General features: G+C 63.0%; 7 protein-coding genes. 4 read left to right on the forward strand and 3 right to left on the reverse strand.

The genetic code is table 11. The features are described 5' to 3' along the window. Positions 1-343: 343 nt before the first annotated feature. Positions 344-11,170, forward strand: a complete 10,827-nt coding sequence (locus tag ACFY9W_RS15460) for a peroxidase family protein (protein ID WP_391131700.1) — start codon at positions 344-346, stop codon at positions 11,168-11,170. A gap of 41 nt (positions 11,171-11,211) precedes the next feature. Here the strand turns inward: ACFY9W_RS15460 and ACFY9W_RS15465 are convergent, their stop codons facing one another. The 3 genes from ACFY9W_RS15465 to ACFY9W_RS15475 all read right to left on the reverse strand — a co-directional run bounded on the left by ACFY9W_RS15465 (position 11,212) and on the right by ACFY9W_RS15475 (position 15,209). Further along, on the reverse strand, positions 11,212-13,629 hold the full coding sequence (locus tag ACFY9W_RS15465) for a TonB-dependent siderophore receptor (RefSeq protein WP_391131702.1): 2,418 nt from the start codon (positions 13,627-13,629) through the stop codon (positions 11,212-11,214). 96 nt (positions 13,630-13,725) lie between these two features. After that, the gene (locus ACFY9W_RS15470; RefSeq protein WP_391131704.1) at positions 13,726-14,694 is read right to left on the reverse strand and encodes a FecR domain-containing protein; all 969 of its coding nucleotides are present in this window, start codon (positions 14,692-14,694) and stop codon (positions 13,726-13,728) included. Continuing rightward, on the reverse strand, positions 14,691-15,209 hold the full coding sequence (locus ACFY9W_RS15475) for a sigma-70 family RNA polymerase sigma factor (protein WP_391131706.1): 519 nt from the start codon (positions 15,207-15,209) through the stop codon (positions 14,691-14,693). Before ACFY9W_RS15475 ends, ACFY9W_RS15470 begins: the two co-directional genes overlap by 4 nt. A gap of 168 nt (positions 15,210-15,377) precedes the next feature. Between ACFY9W_RS15475 and ACFY9W_RS15480 the strand changes: the two genes are divergently transcribed. From ACFY9W_RS15480 to ACFY9W_RS15490, 3 genes are all read left to right on the forward strand, one after another. Then, on the forward strand, positions 15,378-15,887 hold the full coding sequence (locus tag ACFY9W_RS15480; protein WP_391131708.1) for a sigma-70 family RNA polymerase sigma factor: 510 nt from the start codon (positions 15,378-15,380) through the stop codon (positions 15,885-15,887). A gap of 5 nt (positions 15,888-15,892) precedes the next feature. After that, positions 15,893-16,882 carry a FecR domain-containing protein gene (locus ACFY9W_RS15485; protein WP_391131711.1) on the forward strand — a complete coding sequence of 330 codons (990 nt, stop codon included), beginning with the start codon at positions 15,893-15,895 and terminating at the stop codon, positions 16,880-16,882. A gap of 97 nt (positions 16,883-16,979) precedes the next feature. After that, positions 16,980-19,409 (forward strand): TonB-dependent siderophore receptor, encoded by a 2,430-nt coding sequence (locus ACFY9W_RS15490; RefSeq protein WP_391131713.1) that lies wholly within the window; start codon positions 16,980-16,982, stop codon positions 19,407-19,409. Positions 19,410-19,514 lie beyond the last annotated feature (105 nt).

A 19,514-nucleotide genomic window follows, 5' to 3' on the forward strand; every position in this document is an offset into this window, starting at 1 on the left:
AGTCGCAGAAAAACAGATAGTTGCATCGCATTATCATCGGCAGATGTTTTTTTTGACGGGATATTGACAAGCTTTTCGCCTACGACTTTAGTCTGATGTATTCGGGCCCTGTGTGAGACGGGGTCGATACATGTGCGTTACACCGCTGTATCGCACAGTTAACAAGGCTCTCGCCGTTGAGGAGGGAGTCGGCTCGTCGGCGATGAGGCCAGTGGCGTCAGCACAAACCCGCCCAGCTGTCCCCAGAACCCCTTAATCAGAAACTGCGCACGTCAACACTGACTGGGCGCGGGAAGGACCCTGTTGCCCTGTGATTTCTCCCGAAAGATCGAGGGCAACTGCAATGGCCAATTTCAGCAAGTCGGACCTGGAATTCATCCTCAAGCAAATATTCATCGCTGAAGCGCACGCCGATGGCGCCAGCCTGATCGACCTGCTGCCCAACAGCCAGGTGCCATTCGGCCTGCGCACCGTGGACGGCAGCTACAACAACCTGGTGGCCGGGCAGAGCGAGTTCGGCGCTGCCGACAATTCGTTCCTGCGCCTGCTCGATGCTTCCTACCGCGCCAACTATGTCGGTACCGGCACGGTCGTCGATTCGCAACCGCGCACCATCAGCAACCTGATCGTCGACCAGACAGCCAACAACCCGGCCGCGGTCGAGGCCAACGGCGGTGCGGCCCCGGTGATGAGCCCCGGTATCGATGGCGTGTTCGGCACCGCTGACGACAAGCCGGTGTTCTTCATTCCCAACGTGTCGGCAGACGCCGGGCTGACTGCCGGCTTCAACGCCTGGATGACCTTCTTCGGCCAGTTCTTCGACCACGGCCTGGACCTGGTCACCAAGAGCAGCACCGACATCGTGTTCATCCCGCTGCGCCCGGACGACCCGCTGTACAACGCCAACAGCCCGACCAACTTCATGGTGCTGTCACGTGCCGTGCGCACGGCCGGTGCTGACGGCGTGGTAGGTACCGCCGACGATGGCCAGCCCAACACTACTTCACCGTTCGTGGACCAGAGCCAGACCTACAGCTCGCACCCCTCGCACCAGGTGTTCCTGCGCGAATACACGGTCGACGCCGCAGGTGACCCGGTGGCGACCGGGCGGCTGATCACCAACCGCGACCTGGGCGCCGATGGCAAGTTCGGCACCGCCGACGATGGCAACAGCGCAAACGGCGGCATGGCCACCTGGGCAGTGGTCAAGGCCCAGGCCCGTGACCTGCTGGGCATCAACCTGACCGACGCCGACGTGCACAGTGTGCCGTTACTGGCTACCGACGCTTATGGCAACTTCCTGCGCGGGCCCAACGGCATGCCGCAGGTGGTCATGCGTGTGAACAATGGCGCCGACGGCATTGCCGGCACCGCCGACGACGTCACTACGCTGGTCGAAGGCAACCGTGCCGCGCCCATCAGCCTGGCCAACGCGGTGCGCACCGGGCACGCCTTCCTCGACGACATTGCCCACAACGCCGAGCCGGTAGTGGTGGGCGGCGTGCTGCAGGCAGACGCGGACAGCCTGGTTGGCAACGCGCAGCCTGTGGGCCAGGGCGGCAACAACCTGACCTACGACAACGAACTGCTCGACGCCCACTACATAGCCGGTGACGGCCGGGTGAACGAGAACATCGGCCTTACTGCCGTGCACCATGTGTTCCACTCCGAACACAACCGCCTGGTGCAACAGACCAAGGACACCCTGTTGGCGGCAGGCGACCTGGCGTTCCTCAACGAGTGGCTGGTCAACGACGTCGCCGCCATCCCCACCACGCCTGCCGGCATTGCCGCGCTGGTATGGGATGGCGAGCGGCTGTTCCAGGCCGCCAAGTTCGGCACCGAAATGCAGTACCAGCACCTGGTGTTCGAAGAGTTTGCCCGCACCATCCAGCCGCAGATCGACGAGTTCCTTGCCCCTAACGGCTACGACACATCGATCAACCCGGCGATCCTCGCCGAGTTCGCCCATGTGGTGTACCGCTTCGGCCACTCGATGCTGACCGAAACCGTCGACCGCTTCGACCCGTCCTTCAACCCGGTGTCTGCCGACCCCGACAACCCTGACCAGCAACTGGGCCTGATTGCCGCCTTCCTCAACCCGCTGGCGTTCGCTGGCAGCGGCGCCACTGCCGACGAAGCGGCTGGTGCGATCATCCGCGGCGTAACTCGCCAGGTGGGTAACGAGATCGACGAGTTCGTCACCGAGGCGCTGCGCAACAACCTGCTTGGCCTGCCGCTGGACCTGCCCGCGCTGAACATCGCCCGCGGCCGTGATACCGGTATCCCCAGCCTGAACGAGGCGCGCCGCGAGTTCTATGCCGCAACGGGCGACAGCCAGCTCAAGCCCTACATCAGCTGGGCCGACTTTGCCGACCACCTCAAGCACCCGGCGTCGCTGATCAACTTCATCGCCGCCTACGGCACTCACTCCACCATCACCAGCGCCACTACCGAAGCGGGCAAACGCGCCGCCGCAGTAGCGTTGGTGCTGGGCGGTAGCGGCTCACCACTCGACCGCCTGGACTTCCTCAACGGCACCGGCGCCTATGCCAACGTGACGCTGGTCGGCAAGGACGGCATTGCCGGCACGGCCGATGACATCACCGGGGTCACCGTGACCGGGGTCGATGCCATCGACTTCTGGGTCGGCGGCCTGGCCGAGAAGAAAATGCCCTTTGGCGGCATGCTGGGTTCCAGCTTCAACTTCGTCTTCGAGACCCAACTGGAATCGCTGCAGAACGGCGACCGTTTCTACTACTTGTCGCGCACCGCGGGCATGAACTTCGGTACGGAACTGGAGAACAACTCCTTTGCCAAGCTGATCATGGCCAACTCCGATGTCACCCACCTGTCCAACACCGTGTTCCTCACGCCCACCTTTACCCTTGAAGTGAACCAGGCCAACCAGTTCACCGGGCTGGGTGCCGACGGCAAGGCCGACCCCACGGGTGGCATCGAGATCAACGGCGTTGAAATCGTACCGCTGGTGATTCGCGACAACCCCGATACCGTCGGGCCTGACAGCAACTACCTGCATTACACCGGTGAAGACCACGTGGTGCTGGGCGGCACGGCTGGCAACGACATCATCATCTCTGGTGAAGGCGACGATACTCTCTATGGCGATGCCGGCGACGACGTGCTCGAAGGCGGTGCCGGCAACGATGCGGTGCTGGGCGGCGCAGGCGACGACATCATCACCGACTCGTTCGGCGACAACCGCCTGGAGGGTAACGCCGGTAACGACGTGATCGTCGCTGGCAGCATGGGGGTTGCCGGTAACCTGATCCTGGGCGGCGACGGCCAGGACTTCATCATCACCACCGAAGACATCAGCACTACCTTTGGCGGCCAGGGCGACGACTTCATCCTCGGCGCCAAGACCAACCTGCCACCAACCGGTAACGAGGGTGACGACTGGATCGAGAAGGGCACCCAGGACGGTGCGCCTGGCGACAACTTTGCCCCGCTGCTGGGTGACGAGGTGGTCGGCAACGACATCTTCGTGGGTGGCGGCGGATTTGACGAAATGATCGGCGAGGGCGGCGATGACATCTTTGTCGGCAGCGATGCCCAGGACAAGATGGACGGCATGTCCGGCTTCGACTGGATCACCAACAAGAACGACAAGGTCGGCGTCACCGTTGACCTGAGCCTGGCTGCACTGGCGCAGCCTCATGGGAATGCGCCAAACCAGAACGCTGGCGTGTTCAACCCGGTCGGCGCCTCGCCGGCCAGCATCCTCGACCGCTTTGCCGAGGTGGAAGGGGTGTCCGGCTCGAACTACGCCGATGTGCTCAAGGGCGATGGCGTCGATGCCGTAACCATCCTCAACCATGGCGGCGCCACCGGCAGCGCGCTGACCAACGTGGCGTTGATCCGCGGGTTGCAGCAGTTCCTGGCCGATGCCGGGTTGCCGACCACGGGCTTTGCCACCGGCAACATCATGCTGGGTGGCAACGGCAGCGACCTGATCGAAGGCCGTGGCGGCGATGACCTGATCGACGGCGACAAATGGCTGAACGTGCGCATTGCGGTGTATGCCCCGGGCGACGTCAACCACACCGGGCCCGAGATCGCCAGCTTCGACAGCATGGTCGACATGATCCCGTTCATGCTCGACCGCACCTACAACCCAGGCCAGCTCAAAGCCGTGCGGGAGATTCTGCCCGGCACCTCGACTGGCGGGGCGGCCTTCGACACGGCCGTGTATTCGGGGGTGCAGAGCGAGTACGTGGTGACCCAGAACACCAAGGGCACTGCCGATGTGGCTGATGATGTGTGGACCGTGACCGATACCGTGGCTGGCCGCGACGGCGTCGATACCCTGCTGCACATCGAACGCTTGCAGTTCGCCGACAGCCAGCGTGTGCTGGTGACCGGTGTAAACGCGCAGCCCACCGGCAGCCCGACACTGCTCGATGGCAACGGCGGGGCGATCACCGTGGGCGACATGCTGACGGTGAGCGTGGCAGGTGTGCTCGACGCCGACAACATCAGTGCCACCAACCCGACAGGCTCGCTCGCCGACCGTTCGGTATCGTACTACTGGCAGTTCGAGGCCGATCCGGGCAGCGGCGTGTTCCAGGACATCATCCTGCTACCGGCCGGTGACCTGGCGTTCCAGAGCGCCGATGGCACCTCGTTCAAGGTGTCGCCAGACCTTGCCGGGCTGAGCCTGCGGGTCAAGGCCATCTACCAGGACGCCCATGGCACCACCGAAATCCTTTACTCCGCGCCAACCGCGGTTGTGGAGCCGGGCGCCCCCGTGGTGCCGACGCCGGCCACCCCGGTCGTGGATGCCACCGCTGGGGGTGAAGGGCTGCACATGGTGCGCTCTGACCTCAACTTCATCCTGGCCCAGATCAAGATCGCCGAGGCCGATGCCGCCGGGCAGGACATCCTCTCGCTGATCCCCAACATCCGTTCGGCGCTGGGCCTGCGGGCGGTGGATGGCTCGAACAACAACCTGATGAACCTCAACGGCCACAACAACACCCAGTTCGGTGCTGCCGACAACGTCTTCCCGCGTTTGACCGACCCGGTGTTCAACCCGGCAGAGGGTGCCCCGGCCGGCTTCTTCGGCCCAGGCTCGCCGGCCATCCCCGGCTCGTCGTACCAGCAAACCAGCGGTCCGGTGTTCGACTCGCAGCCGCGCACCATCAGCAACCTGATCGTCGACCAGACCTCCAACAACCCGGCGGCCTACGCCACCGCCTATGACCCGGGCGCGGACGGTGTGCTCAACTTCGGCACGCCTGGCAACGATGACGTGCTCAAGGACGGCGTGCGCATCGTCGCCAGCCCTGGCATGGACGGCCAGTTCGGCACTACCGACGACCACGATGTGTACCTGTTCGAAAACACGGCTGCCGATGCCGGCCTGTCCGCGCCGTTCAACGCCTGGATGACCTTCTTCGGGCAGTTCTTCGACCATGGCCTGGACCTGGTCACCAAGGGTGGTTCGGGCACCATCTACATTCCGCTGCAACCCGATGACCCGCTCTACGTGGAAGGTGGCTTCACCAACTTCATGGTGGTGACCCGTGCCACCAACCTGCCAGGGCCGGATGGCATCCTCGGCAACGCCGACGACATCCACGAGCACACCAACACCACCACGCCGTTCGTGGACCAGAACCAGACCTACAGCTCGCACCCCTCGCACCAGGTGTTCCTGCGTGCCTACATGATGACCGACGACGGCCCCGTGGCCACTGGCCGGCTGCTCACCAACCGTGACCTGGGCGTCGATGGCAAGTTCGGCACGGCCGACGACACTGAAATCGGCGGTATGGCGACCTGGAAGGTGCTCAAGGCCCAGGCCCGCGACCTGCTCGGCATCAACCTGACCGATGCCGACGTCGACAACGTGCCGCTGCTGGCAACCGACGCCTACGGCAACTTCATCAAGGGGCCGAACGGCTACCCGATGGTGGTGATGAAGGGCCTGGACGGCATTGCCGGTACGGCCGATGACCAGCAGGTCGAAGGCAACCCGCTGGCGCCGCTCGACCTGACCAACGCTGTGCGCACGGGGCACCAGTTCCTCGCTGACATTGCCCACAATGCAGTGCCGGTGTTCAGCGGTGGCGTACTGGCGCCGGATGCCGACAACGTGGCCGGCAATGCGGTGCCGGTCAACCCGCAGACCGGTGCCAACCTGGCCTACGACAACGAACTGCTGGACGCGCACTACGTCGCTGGCGACGGTCGGGTCAACGAGAACATCGGGCTGACTGCCGTGCATGCGATCTTCCACTCCGAGCACAACCGGCTGGTGGCGCAGACCATGGATACCGTGCTCGACTCGCACGACCTGGCCTTCCTCAACGAGTGGCTGCTCAACCCGGTCACCGCTTTGCCGGTTACCCCGGCCGAGATCGATGCCCTGGTATGGAACGGCGAGCGCCTGTTCCAGGCGGCCAAGTTCGGCACCGAGATGCAGTACCAGCACCTGGTGTTCGAAGAGTTCGCCCGTACCGTGCAACCGCGGGTCGACCTGTTCTTTGCCCCGACCCAGGTGTACGACGTGGACCTCGATGCATCGATCGTGGCCGAGTTCGCCCACACCGTTTACCGCTTCGGCCACTCCATGCTGACCGAGACGGTCGACCGCTTCGACGTCGACTTCAATGTCATCAAGGACCCGGCCAGTGCCAACCCTGACCAGCAACTGGGGCTGATTGCAGCGTTCCTCAACCCGCTGGCCTATGCCGCCAGTGGCGTCACCCCCGAGGATGCCACCAGTGCCATCGTACGTGGCGTCACCCGCCAGGGCGGCAACGAAATCGACGAGTTCGTCACCGAGGCGCTGCGTAACAACCTGCTCGGTCTGCCACTGGACCTGCCGGCCATCAACATTGCCCGTGGTCGTGATGTCGGCATCCCTTCGCTGAACGCCGTGCGCCGCGACATCTTCGGGCAAACCGGTGATACCCAGCTCAAGCCGTACACCAGCTGGGTCGACCTGGTGCAACACCTGAAGCACCCCGAGTCGCTGATCAACTTCATTGCGGCCTACGGCACCCACAGCAGCATTACCGGTGCCACCACACTGCTGGAAAAACGCGCTGCGGCCATGGCCTTGGTGTTTGGCGGCGATGGCGCGCCGGCCGATCGCCTGGACTTCCTCAACAGCAGTGGGGCCTGGGCCAACGTGACCCTGCCAGGCAAGGATGGCGTGCTGGGCACTGCCGATGACCTGAAGGCAGTCACCATCACTGGTGTCGATGCCATCGACTTGTGGATCGGTGGCCTGGCCGAAGCCAAAACCCCGTTCGGCGGCATGCTCGGCAGCACCTTCAACTTCGTGTTCGAAAACCAGATGGAGAAACTGCAGGACGGCGACCGCTTCTACTACCTGGAACGCACCTCTGGCCTGTCGATGAACGCCGAGCTGGAAAGCAACTCGTTCGCCAAGCTGATCATGGCCAACACCTCGGCCACCCACCTGCCGGGCCTGGTGTTCTCCGACCCGGGCTTCTACCTGGAACTGGACCAGAGCAAGCAATACAACGACGGCCTCGGCCATGCCGACCCGCTGGGCGAGAACGGTGAGCAGGTGGTGTTCCGCGACAGCCCGCTGACGGCTGGCCCGGACACCAACTACATCCGCTATGCCGGTGGCGAACACATCGTGCTGGGCGGCACCAGCGGTGACGATATCCTGGTGTCCGGCGAGGGTGACGACACGGTCTGGGGCGACGCTGGCAACGACCGCATCGAAGGTGGCGATGGCAACGACCAGCTGCGCGGCGGTGCCGGCGACGACATCATCAGCGACATGGGCGGCGACGACAACATCCAGGGCGGCGACGGCAACGATGTGCTGCACGGTGGTAATGGCGTCAACCTGATCATCGGCGGTTTCGGCAACGACTTCATCGTCACCGGTGAGGATGCCTCCGAAGCCATTGGTGGCCAGGGCAACGACTTTATCCTGGGCAGCAAGGCCAACGAACAGGACATGGGTAACGAAGGCGACGACTGGATCGAGAAGGGCACCTCGGACGGTGCACCTGGCGACAACTTCGACCCGCTCGGCAACGACCCGGTCATCGGCAACGACGTGTTCATCGGCGGCAACGAGAACGACAAGTTCAACGGTGAAGGTGGCGACGACATCATGGTCGGCAGCCTGGGCTTCGGCGACCGCTACATCGGTGGTTCGGGCTACGACTGGGCAACCTTCAAGGACCTGGCCCAGGGCGTGACCATCGACTATAGCGACCGCTTCTTCGATGTGCCGCCAGTACCGGGTTCGGGCGCTTCGGCGCTGGTGCGCTTCGACATCATGGAAGGCTTGTCGGGCTCGTCCCACGGCGACTTCCTGCGCGGCGACAACGAAGATGCCACCAGCCTGCCCACTGCCGGCGCCACCGGCAGCGTGCTGACCAACATCAACCTGATCAACGGCCTGTCCAGCCTGCTGGCCGCCGGGGCGACGTTCTACGATGGCGGCAACATCATCCTTGGCGGCAGCGGTAGCGACCTGCTTGAAGGCCGTGGCGGCGACGACATCCTCGACGGTGACAAGTGGTTGAACGTGCGCATCAGCGTGCGCGCCAACCACGACGGCACCGGCCCGGAAATCGCCAGCTTCAACAGCATGGAGCCGATGGTGCCGTTCATGCTCAATGGCACCTACAACCCGGGCCAGCTGGTGATCGTGCGGGAGATCCTGAGCGGCACCGACAACTACGACACGGCGGTGTTCTCGGGTGTGGCCACCGACTACAGCGTGGTGGTTGATGGCAACTCGGTGATTGTGACCGACCTGGTGGCCGGGCGTGATGGTGTCGACCACCTGACCGGTATCGAGCGGCTGCAGTTCTCCGACCGCTCCCAGGTCTCGGGCGTGGGTACCGCCGTTAACGCCGGCCCTACGGGGCATCTGGTGATACTTGACGATGCCACCGGCGTGCGTGACGACACACCCATCAGCGGCCAGTTGCTGCGGGTAACCCCTCTGGCCGTGCATGATGCAGACAATGCCAGCGCGGCCAACCCGAACGGCGCAGTCAAAGGCCCTGTAGCGTATTACTGGCAGGTCGAGAACCTGCCAGGTTCAGGGGTTTATGAAGACATCACCTTTGTAGCCGCAGGCGAGGTTTCACGAGCCATCGGTACTACTTACCGGGTCACGGACGATGTGGCCGGCCTGAGCATCCGCGTACGTGCTGTGTACCAGGACGCCAAAGGCACGCTGGAAATCGTTGACTCGTCGCCGAACAGCGCGCCAAGTGCAGGGCCGACCGTGACCGGGCTGCTGGTGCAGAACCAGACGCTGACGGCCAGCACGGCGAGCATCGTCGATGCCGACGGCCTGAGCAACCCGCAGTTCACCTTCCAGTGGCAGTCCAACCGGGGGCTTGGTTGGGTCAACATTGCGGGGGCCATCAGCAGCACCTTTGTCCTGACCCAGGCACAAGTGGGGCAGAACATGCGTGTAGTGGTCAGCTACGTGGATGACTTCGGCGTGCAGGAAAGCGTCGCCTCCGACATCCTCGACCCGGTCGCCAACGTCAACGACGCGCCGACCGGTACTGTGGTGATCAGCGACACCACGCCAGACCGGGGCCAGACACTGACCGCACTGACGGGTGGGATAGCCGACCTGGATGGGTTGGGCGCCTTCAGCTTCCAGTGGCAGCAGGGCACGGGCGGCACCTTCAGCAACATCGCCGGCGCCACTGCCGCTACCTTCACCCCGGGCTTTGCCCAAGGCAACCAGCAACTGCGGGTGATCGTGCGCTACACCGACGGCTTCGGCACGCTGGAGTCGCTGACTTCGGCGGCAACTGCAGCCGTGGTGGTGCCGCCGGGCGTGACGCTGGTTGGCACCAACGCTGCCAACACCCTGACCGGTGGTGCGGGCAACGATGTGATCTCGGGCCTGGGCGGTAATGACACGCTCAATGGTCTGGGCGGCGCTGACCAGTTGTTCGGGGGTGTCGGTAACGACATCCTTAATGGCGGTGACGATCCCGACATTCTCAATGGTGAGGACGGCAACGACACCCTCAACGGCGGGCTTGGCGCAGATGCCATGAATGGCGGTGCCGGCAACGATACCTTCGTGGTCGACAACACGGGTGACACGGTCACTGAGGCACTCAATGGCGGCACGGACCTGGTGCAGACCAGCCTGGGCAGCTACACCCTGGGCGCCAACGTCGAAAACCTGACTTACACTGGCAGCAGCAGCTTCACCGGTACCGGTAACGCGCTGGCTAACACCATAACGGGCGGTGCCGCCAACGACGTGCTCGACGGTGGAGCAGGTGCCGACCGCCTGGTAGGCGGCGTCGGCAACGACAGCTACGTGGTGGACAACGCGGGGGATGTAGTCGTAGAGGCCACAGGGGCAGGCACAGATATTGTGCGTACCACGCTGGCCACTTACACCATGACCGCCAACGTCGAAAACCTGACCTTTACCGGGGTGGGCAACTTCACCGGCACCGGCAACGGGCTGGCCAACGTCATCAATGGTGGGGTGGGCAATGACACCCTCAACGGTGACGGCGGCAATGACACCCTCAATGGTAACAACGGCAACGATACCCTCAATGGCGACGCTGGCAACGATCAGCTGTTCGGTGGTCTAGGTATCGATACCTTGAACGGTGGTGGTGGCGACGACAGCCTGGACGGGGGGGACGGCGACGACTCCCTGCTGGGTGGCGCAGGCAACGACACCCTGCTAGGCGGGCTGGGCAATGACAGCTTGGACGGCGGTATCGGCGTCGATGTACTGCAGGGTGGTGATGGCAACGACACGTTGTTTGGTGATGTTGGCAACGACACCTTGCTCGGCGGCGCCGGCAATGACTTCCTCAACGGCGCGGCTGGTAACGATACGGTCGTGGGTGGGGCCGGCAACGACACCATGATGGCCGTCGACGGCAATGATGTGTTCCAGTTCGCTGCCGGCTTCGGCAACGACCTGATCATAAGCTTCGATGCCATCGCGGCGGGTGGGCAGGACCGGCTTGATATCACCGCGCTCAACATCACTGCAGCCACCTTTGCCGCCAGCGTCACCATCGCCGATGTCGGCGCGGACACGCTGGTCAGCATCGGCGCTGCCGACTCCATCCGCCTGGTGGGGGTGGCGGATGCGACCACGGTGACTGCGGCGGACTTCATCCTCGCAGGTTGAGGCAGACTACCGGGGCCGCACAGCGGCCCCGGTTTGGCGGCTCAAAAGTCGTAACGCAGGTTCAGCGTGGCATTGCGGGGGGCCCCATAGTGGCCATAGTTCCCCGCCAGGCCCGCGTAGTATTTCTTGTCGAACAGGTTCTCCACATTCAAAGTGGCCGCCAGGTTGTCACTGAGCTTGTAGCGTGCCATCAGGCTGGCGACGGCATAGTCTTCCTGTGTGATGCGTGTGTTGCGAGTCGTCAGCAGAGATTGTTTGGAGTTCCAGTTCACCCCGCCACCCAAGGTCAGTCGCTGCCACTCACCCGGCAGGCGATAGGTGCTCCACAAACGGAAGGTGTCCAGCGGCAGTTGCGGTGTCAGGCGGTTGCCTTGGGCGTTTTCGGTGCGCGAGTGGCTATACCCGGTATGCACGTTCCAGCCGTTGGCCACTTCGCCGGAAAGCTCAAGGTCGATGCCTTTGGTCTCGGCACCGTCGACGGCACGTGATGCAGTTGAGTTCGCCACGCCAGGAATCGGGAAGCCAGTGTCGTCTTCGGCAAAATTGTCCCGCTTGATCAGGTAGATCGCCGCGCTGGTATTGAGCCGGCCGTCATAGAATTCACCCTTCCAGCCCATCTCGTAGTTTTTGCCGATGACCGGCTCCAGCACTTTGCCGGTACGGTCCCTGGCGGTTTGCGGCTTGAAGATATCGGTATAGCTGGCGTACACCGATTGCTCTGCTGTCAGGTCATAGATGAGCCCTGCGTACGGTACGACTTCGCCACGTTCCTGCATGCTGGATGGCCGGTCGAAACCGCTGGGCAACGATACCTGATGGGCGTCGTAGCTGTAGTTGGTGGTTCGCGCACCCAGAATCAGGTGCAGGTCATCGGTGAAGTTGAGCCGGGTGGCGGCAAAGTATCCGGTCTGGCGAATGTTGACGTCGTAATCCAGCACGGGGGTGTAGTTGCCGGGCTGCGGTATGCGGTTGCCCCATGTGAAGAAGTTGAATGTCGGCGACCCTGCCGATCCGGTCAGGTGATTGTTCCTGTAGTCCAGGTAATCGAACCCGACGATCAGGTCATGGGACTGCCCAAACAGCTCGAAAGGCCCCTGCAGGGTGATGTTCATGCCGCGCTGCACCTGATGCGCCTCGACCTGCAGCAGGTCGAGCGTGCCCAGGCCGGTGTTCTGGTCGAGGGTGGCGACCCCGGCACCGGTGCGGTAGAACGCTGACAGCGAGTCACGGTCGACGTCCATGTAGTTGCCAGCCAGTTTCAGCTGCCAGCCATTGGCAAGCTCCTGGTCCAGGCCAAAGGAGTAGTTCCTGGTCGTGTAATCCTCATACATCCAGCGTGGGCCAGAGCTGGTCGAACGGGAAAAGTCGGTGGGCTGGCCGTTGCTGTAGAACAATGGCACGCCGGGCGCGCCATTGGCATTGTAGGTCTGGTAGTCCACCCCCACGCGTGCGGTGGTGGTGTCGGTCAGGTCTGCTTCAAGCACGCCGTATAGCAGGTCACGGTCCTGGCTGTACCAGTCCATGAAACTGTGGTTGGTCTGCTTGGCCGCCACCAGCCGGCCGCGCAGCTTGCCATTTTCCACCAGCGGCCCCGAGACATCGGCCTCGGCGCGGTAATAGTCCCATGAGCCAACCCCGGCCTGAACGTAGGACTGAAACTCGCGTGTAGGGCGTTTGCGCACCATGTTGACCACACCATTGGGCTCACCCGCACCGGTCATCAGGCCAGTAGCCCCACGCACGATCTCGATTCGGTCGAAGATGGCCATGTCCATCAGCGTGCTGGGCATGTTGCGGGTCAGGTACTCCTGGACGGTATTGACCCCGTCGAGCTGGTAGGTGCTGATTTCGGAACCGCGCGAGTAGATGTGAAAGCGCTCGCCGCCGTCCTGCGACATGGTAATGCCCGGGTTTTGCTTGAGCACATCGGTGATGCTCGCCAGGTGCTGGTCGTCCATCTGCTGGCGGGTGACCACGCTGATGCTCTGCGGCGTTTCGCGAATAGACAGGTTCATCTTCGTCGCCGTGCTGGTCACCCCGGTGGTGTAGGAACCGGTCCCTTCGGTGGTGGCGCCCAGCCCGACACTGTTCACGTGGGTTGCCGACAGCTCCATGGCCCCGGTTTGTTCACCCGCAGGCACGATGAACCAGCGCTCGTCACTTTCGCGCATCACCCGTAGGTCACTGCCCGACAACAGCGCCTGCAAGCCCTCGTCAACCCCGTACATGCCCTCCAGCCCCGGCGTCTTGCGGCCTTGAGTGGAAGCCGGGTCGAACGACAGCACAATACCTGCCTGGGTGGCAAAGCGGGTCAGCGCCTGGCCGAGGTCGCCCTGGCCGATGTGGTACTCACGGGGTGTGCTGTCGGCCAGGGCTGGGGTGGCCGCGAGCAGGGCCGAAACCAGCAGGGTATTGCGAATACCGGCCGCCAGCGGGCGCAGCGGATGATGCATTTTCATGGAAAGCTTCTCTTATGTTGGCAAGCGGGTCATGCACCCGTTACCCCTGAGTCGGATGAGAAAGAGAAGAAATCTCACTGATGCGTAAAAAAGTTTTCACGCCTTCTGCAAGCCGCTCACGGTCACCCAGTAGCGGGTGCGACGCATGATGCCAATCGGCAGCACGCTGGCGATCGCGCGCAAGGCTTTGTCGGTGTCGTCCACCGGGAAGGTGCCGCTGACGCGTAGCCTGGCCACGGACGGGTCACAGCGCAGCCAGCCGCTGCGATAACGGGCCAGTTCGGCGAGTAGCGCGTCCAGCCGTTGCTCGTTCGCTACCAGCAGGCCCTGGGTCCAGGCATCCTGTTCGGCAGGCAGTGGCTCTGCCGGGGTAGCGCCCGTAGCAGTGAACTGGCAGTACTGCCCGGGTTGCAGCAGCAAAGGCCGGCCGTGCGCGGGTGTGATGCGGACCTGATGTTCGAACACTGCAACGTGGGTTTCACCGCCCAGCAAGCGTACCGAAAAACGAGTGCCGAGGGCCTGAACCCGACCCTGTGCGGTCTGCACGAAGAAGGGCCGGCCGGCAGGGTCGCCTGCGGTGGTCACCATCACTTCGCCCCGGCGTACGTGGACCAGGCGTTGGTGCGCGTCATAGCGTACATCCGCCGCGCTGTCGGTGTTGAGCATCAGCTGGCCGCCGTCGGCCAGGACGACGGGCAGCCGCTGGCCAACAGCGGTGTGGTAGTCGGCTAGCCAGGCGCCATTTTCCAACTGGTCAACGCCCAGCCAGCCCAGGCTGCTGCCGCCCAGCATCAGCGCCACGCCCTTGAGCACACTGCGACGGGTGTTGTGCTGGGCCTGCCCGGCCAGCTCCAGTGTGCGCCCGGCCACCGCAGCGGGCACGCCTTGCAGGCGTTGCTGCAGGCGCTCGATCTGCTGCCAGGCCCATTGGTTGGCTGCGCCTTGTTGCAGCCAGTGCTGCCAGCCCAGTTGGTCCTGTGGCCCGGCCGAGCCACTCTGCAGCAGCGTGTACCACTGCACCGCCTGTTCCAGTGCCTTGCGCTGCCCAGGGTCGGTCACGCTCATTGCAGGCCGCCTTGCAGGTTGAAAAGCAGGCAGTGATGCAGCGCCTTGGCCATATGGCGGTTGACCGTGGACAGCGATATACCCAGCTGCTCGGCAATTGCTTTGTAGGGCATGCCCTCCAGTTGCGACAGCAGGAATGCCCGGCGAACTTCCAGCCCCAGGCCAGCCAGCATGGTGTCCAGTTCGCACAGGGTTTCCAGCAACACGGCGCGGTCTTCTTCGGAGATATCCAGCGCCTCGGGCTGCTCGGCCAGGGTCTGCAACCACGCGCGCTCAAGGCGCGCGCGGCGGAAGTGGTCGATCATCAGCCGGCGGGCGATGGTGGCCAGGTATCCCTTGGGCTCACGCACGTTTTGCAGGCGTTCGGCTGCGTTGTCGGCGGTGAGGATACGCACGAACACGTCCTGGACCATGTCGGTGGCCAGGTGGTGACAGGTGAGCCGCGGTTGCAGCCAGTTGCGCAGCCAGCGATGGTGGTCCCGATAAAGGCCATCGACCTGGGCGTGGGCGTCCATGCAGGGCTTTTTCATACAGTCAGGTTCAAATAAGAATTCTTATCATTATGGTGATGCATGGCCAAGGGAACAAGGGGGCCTACGTTGCGCAGGGGTCACCTTGCATCGGTTAATTGCGAGTGATTATCATGTGTGCATTACCAGAATGCAGACGCAGGCCACTCGCCAATGGGACCCTCAAGCTCTTTCGACCTGGATGTCGAGCACCTCTACACGCAGCACCGCAGCTGGCTGAAACGCTGGCTCATGAAGCGTCTGGGGGAGGCTGCCGACGCCGACGACCTGGCCCAGGACACCTTCGTGCGCATCATGCGCGCCCGGCGCCCGGTCAACGACCTTCAGCGCCCACTGGCCTACCTGGCGACCATCGCCAACAGCCTGCTGATCAACCGTTGGCGGCGCCTGGCGGTGGAGCGTGCCTATGCCGAAGCACTGGCAGCGCAACCGCAGCAGTACGAGATCTCCGCCGAAGAACGCCACCTGTTGATCGAAACCCTCACCCAGCTCGACGAGCTGCTGCACGGCTTGTCGCCGCGAGTGCGGGAGATCTTTCTGCTGTCGCAGCTGGATGGGCTGACCTACAAGCAGATCGCTGCGCAACTGGCGCTGAGCATCGACCAGGTGCAGCGCGCCATGCTCAAAGCCTTTGATCGCTGCTACGCCAGCCAGTTCGAATGACGCTCATGCCCGCCGCCCAGGCCGAGCCAATCGACGTCGCGGTGCGCCAGCAGGCCATCGCCTGGTATTCGTTGACCCAGTCTGGCGATATCAGCCCTGAGGAAATCCGTGAGCTTGAACGTTGGCGCCAGGCCGACGGCGAGCATGAACGTGCGTGGCAGCGCATGGTGGGGTTGCCGGCGCTGATACGCGACAGCGCCGGCGTGTTGCGCGACCCGGTGGCCCGCTCGGCGCTGCAACAGGCCCGCTATGTCAGCGGTGATCGCCGCCAGGTCCTGAAAGTACTGATGGGCGTCAGCCTGCTGGGTGCAATTGGCTGGCAGACGAAGGAAAGCCAATGGCTGCAGGGCGGCCTGGCGGACTTGAGCACTACCATCGGCGAGCGCCGTCGCCAGGTGCTGTCCGACGGCACCGAACTGTGGCTGAACACTGCTACCGCAGTGGACGTCGACTTCAATGCCAGCGAACGGCGTATCGTGTTGCACTATGGCGAAATCAACCTGCGGACCGGGCATGATCCGCTGCGCAGGCCGCTGCTGGTGCAGACTGCAGAGGCTGTGATGCGGCCACTCGGCACCCGCTTTACCGTGCGCTGCGGCGACGATTGCCCAGGCACGCTGCTGTCGGTCAGTAGCGGGCGGGTGGCTGCCACGCTGCGCAGTGGCCTGGGCCAGCGAATCATAGAAAACGGCCAACGTGCGCGGTTGGACGCAGGTGGCATTGAGCTTGGCCCGCTGGCGGCGCAGGACGATGCGTGGCTCGAAGGCTTTGTGATTGCCCAGGCCACACGCCTGGACGAGTTGCTAAGCCAGCTCGGCCGCTATCGCCCGGGTATCTTGCGCTGCGACCCACGGGTGGCCGGGCTGCGGGTGACCGGCTCGTACCCGCTGGATGATAACGAACGCATCCTCAAATTGCTTGAAAGCAGCCTGCCGGTAAGCATCCAGCGGCGCACGCGCTATTGGGTGACGGTGGTGCCCAGAGCGGCGGTTTAAAAAATATTACTGTCTGCGGCGCAGTTTTTTCGTTCTCGATTGGCTTCAGGGCATACCCGCCCAAAACGCGGCCCCTTGACCCTCTCGGACGTTCGACATGACGTATCGCATCACCTCGTTGGCACCTGCCATCCACCTGGCCTTCGCATCCAGCTTTGCCCTGGGCGGCCTGGTTTGTGCCAGTTCAGTTCAGGCTCAGCCTGCCGCCAGCAGCATCATCCGTTTCGACATCGCTGCAGCCCCGCTCGACCAGGCGCTCAGCCAGTTCGGCCGCCAGGCCGGCATCCCCCTGTCGATCGACGCCAGCCTCACCGCTGGCAAGACCAGCCCTGGGGTCAGTGGCAGTTTCAGCGTGGAGCAGGGTTTTGCCCAAGTGTTGGCCGGCACCGGCCTGAGTGTTGTCCGTACCGACAGCGGCAACTACCTGCTGGCACAGGCTCACGAGCCGACCGGAGCGCTGGAACTGGGGGCCACCTCAATCAACTCGCGCCTGTTGGGCGAAACCACCGAGGGCACCGGCTCGTACACCACCGGGGTGACCAGTACGGCGACCAAGATGAACCTGTCGATTCGTGAAACCCCGCAGTCCATCAGCGTGATCACACGTCAGCGTATGGATGACCAACACCTTTCCAGCATTACCGATGTGCTGAAAGAAACGCCTGGTATCACCATGTCCCAGGACGGCGGCGAACGTTTCAACATCTATTCCCGTGGCAGTGCCATCAACAGCTACCAGTTTGACGGCGTCAACACCAGCCAGCAGAACGAAACCCGCAATATGCCCAGCACTTTGCTGGACACCGCGCTTTACGACCACATCGAGGTCGTGCGCGGCGCCACGGGGCTGATGACAGGTGCAGGCGAGCCTGGTGGTGTGATCAACCTGATCCGCAAGAAGCCTACCCGCGAGTTCAAGGCCTATGTCAAAGGCAGTGTTGGCACATGGGACAACTACCGTAGCGAAGCGGACGTGTCCGGCCCCCTGACCGAAACCGGCAATGTGCGTGGGCGGATGGTAGCCGCCAAGCAAGACAACCACACGTTCATGGACTGGTACGAGCAGAAGCGGGAGATCGTCTACGGGGTGGTAGAGGCCGACCTGACCGATACCACCTTGGTGCGTTTCGGCGTTGACTACCAGAAATACCGGTCAACAGGGGCTCCCGGCGTGCCCCTGATTTACAGCAGTGGCCAGCAGACCCACTTTTCCCGCTCCACCAGCGCCGGGGCGCGGTGGATGTACGACGATTTCGAGACCTTGAACTACACCGCGACCCTGGAGCAGCTATTGGCTGGTGACTGGAAACTACGGGTGGTGAGCAACTACATGGACGTTGACCGTGATGCCGACCTTGGCTGGTTCCGCAGCACTACAGGTAACAGCTTCCTCAATCAGCAAACCGGTGTTGCCAGTGCCGAGCGGGCGATGATATCTGCCAATCAAGTCCAGAAAGGTGTGGATATCAATCTGCAGGGCAGTTACGAGTTGTTCGGGCGTGCCCACGACCTGGTGGTTGGCTACAACTATTCGGATTACAAGAATCACCACGACTCACTGAGTGGCGGTAACACCGATTTCAATTTCTATACGTGGGACAACTACCTGGCCCGTGACGGTTACCGGCCTTCGGTACTGCTGGACATCAAGACGCGGCAGAGTGGGTATTTCGTGGCCAACCGCTTCAATTTAAGCAGTGATATGCACCTGCTGCTGGGCGCACGGGTATCGAACTACAGCTACGACTACAGCTTCACCTCGCGGATCACAGGGCTCAATACACCACGCAAGATGCGTGAAACGGGTGAGGTCACGCCGTATGCCGGCCTGATCTACGACCTGACGCCTGATCAATCGGTCTATGCCAGCTACACCGATATTTTCCAGCCCCAGTCGTCGCAAGACAAAGACGGTCAGGTACTCGCCCCGGTAGTTGGCAAGAACTACGAGATGGGCTGGAAAGGCGAGTTCTACGAGGGCCACCTGAATGCCAGCGCAGCGCTGTTCATGGTCGAACGAGACAACTTTGCCGAGTTGGACCCCGGGCAGGTCACGCCCTCTGGCTCATCCGCCTACCGGGCAGTGGATGGCGCCAAAACCAAAGGGATCGATCTTGAGGTCAGCGGTGAAATTGCCCCTGGCTGGAACGTGCAGGCCGGGTATAGCCACGCCCGTACCGAGAGCGCTGACGGCAAACGCCTGAACACCCAACTGCCGATGGATACCTTGCGCCTGTGGGCAACCTATCGCCTCACCGGCGGGTGGGACAAGCTGACCCTTGGCGGTGGCGTCAACTGGAACTCCAGCAAGTCGCTGACGTTTGCCGACCTGAACAATGCCAAGGCCAAGGATGATGACTATGCCGTTGCCAGCCTCATGGCGCGTTACCAAGTGACTGAACACCTTGTGGCAACACTCAATGTGAACAACCTGTTCGATGAAAAATACTATTCCGGCATGGCCGGCAGCTACGGGCATTACGGTGCTCCGCGCAATGCGATGCTGGACGTGCGTTACGACTTCTGATGGCCCTGCGTCGATAACGCCTCGTCCGGTGTATGCCAGGCGCTTGTGGGGGCGGGTAAATCCGCTCCCGCAAGGGCGCAAAGCGGTCTGGCATTGGGGCAATTC

Source organism: Pseudomonas sp. NPDC008258, from assembly GCF_042956345.1.
GTDB lineage: Bacteria > Pseudomonadota > Gammaproteobacteria > Pseudomonadales > Pseudomonadaceae > Aquipseudomonas.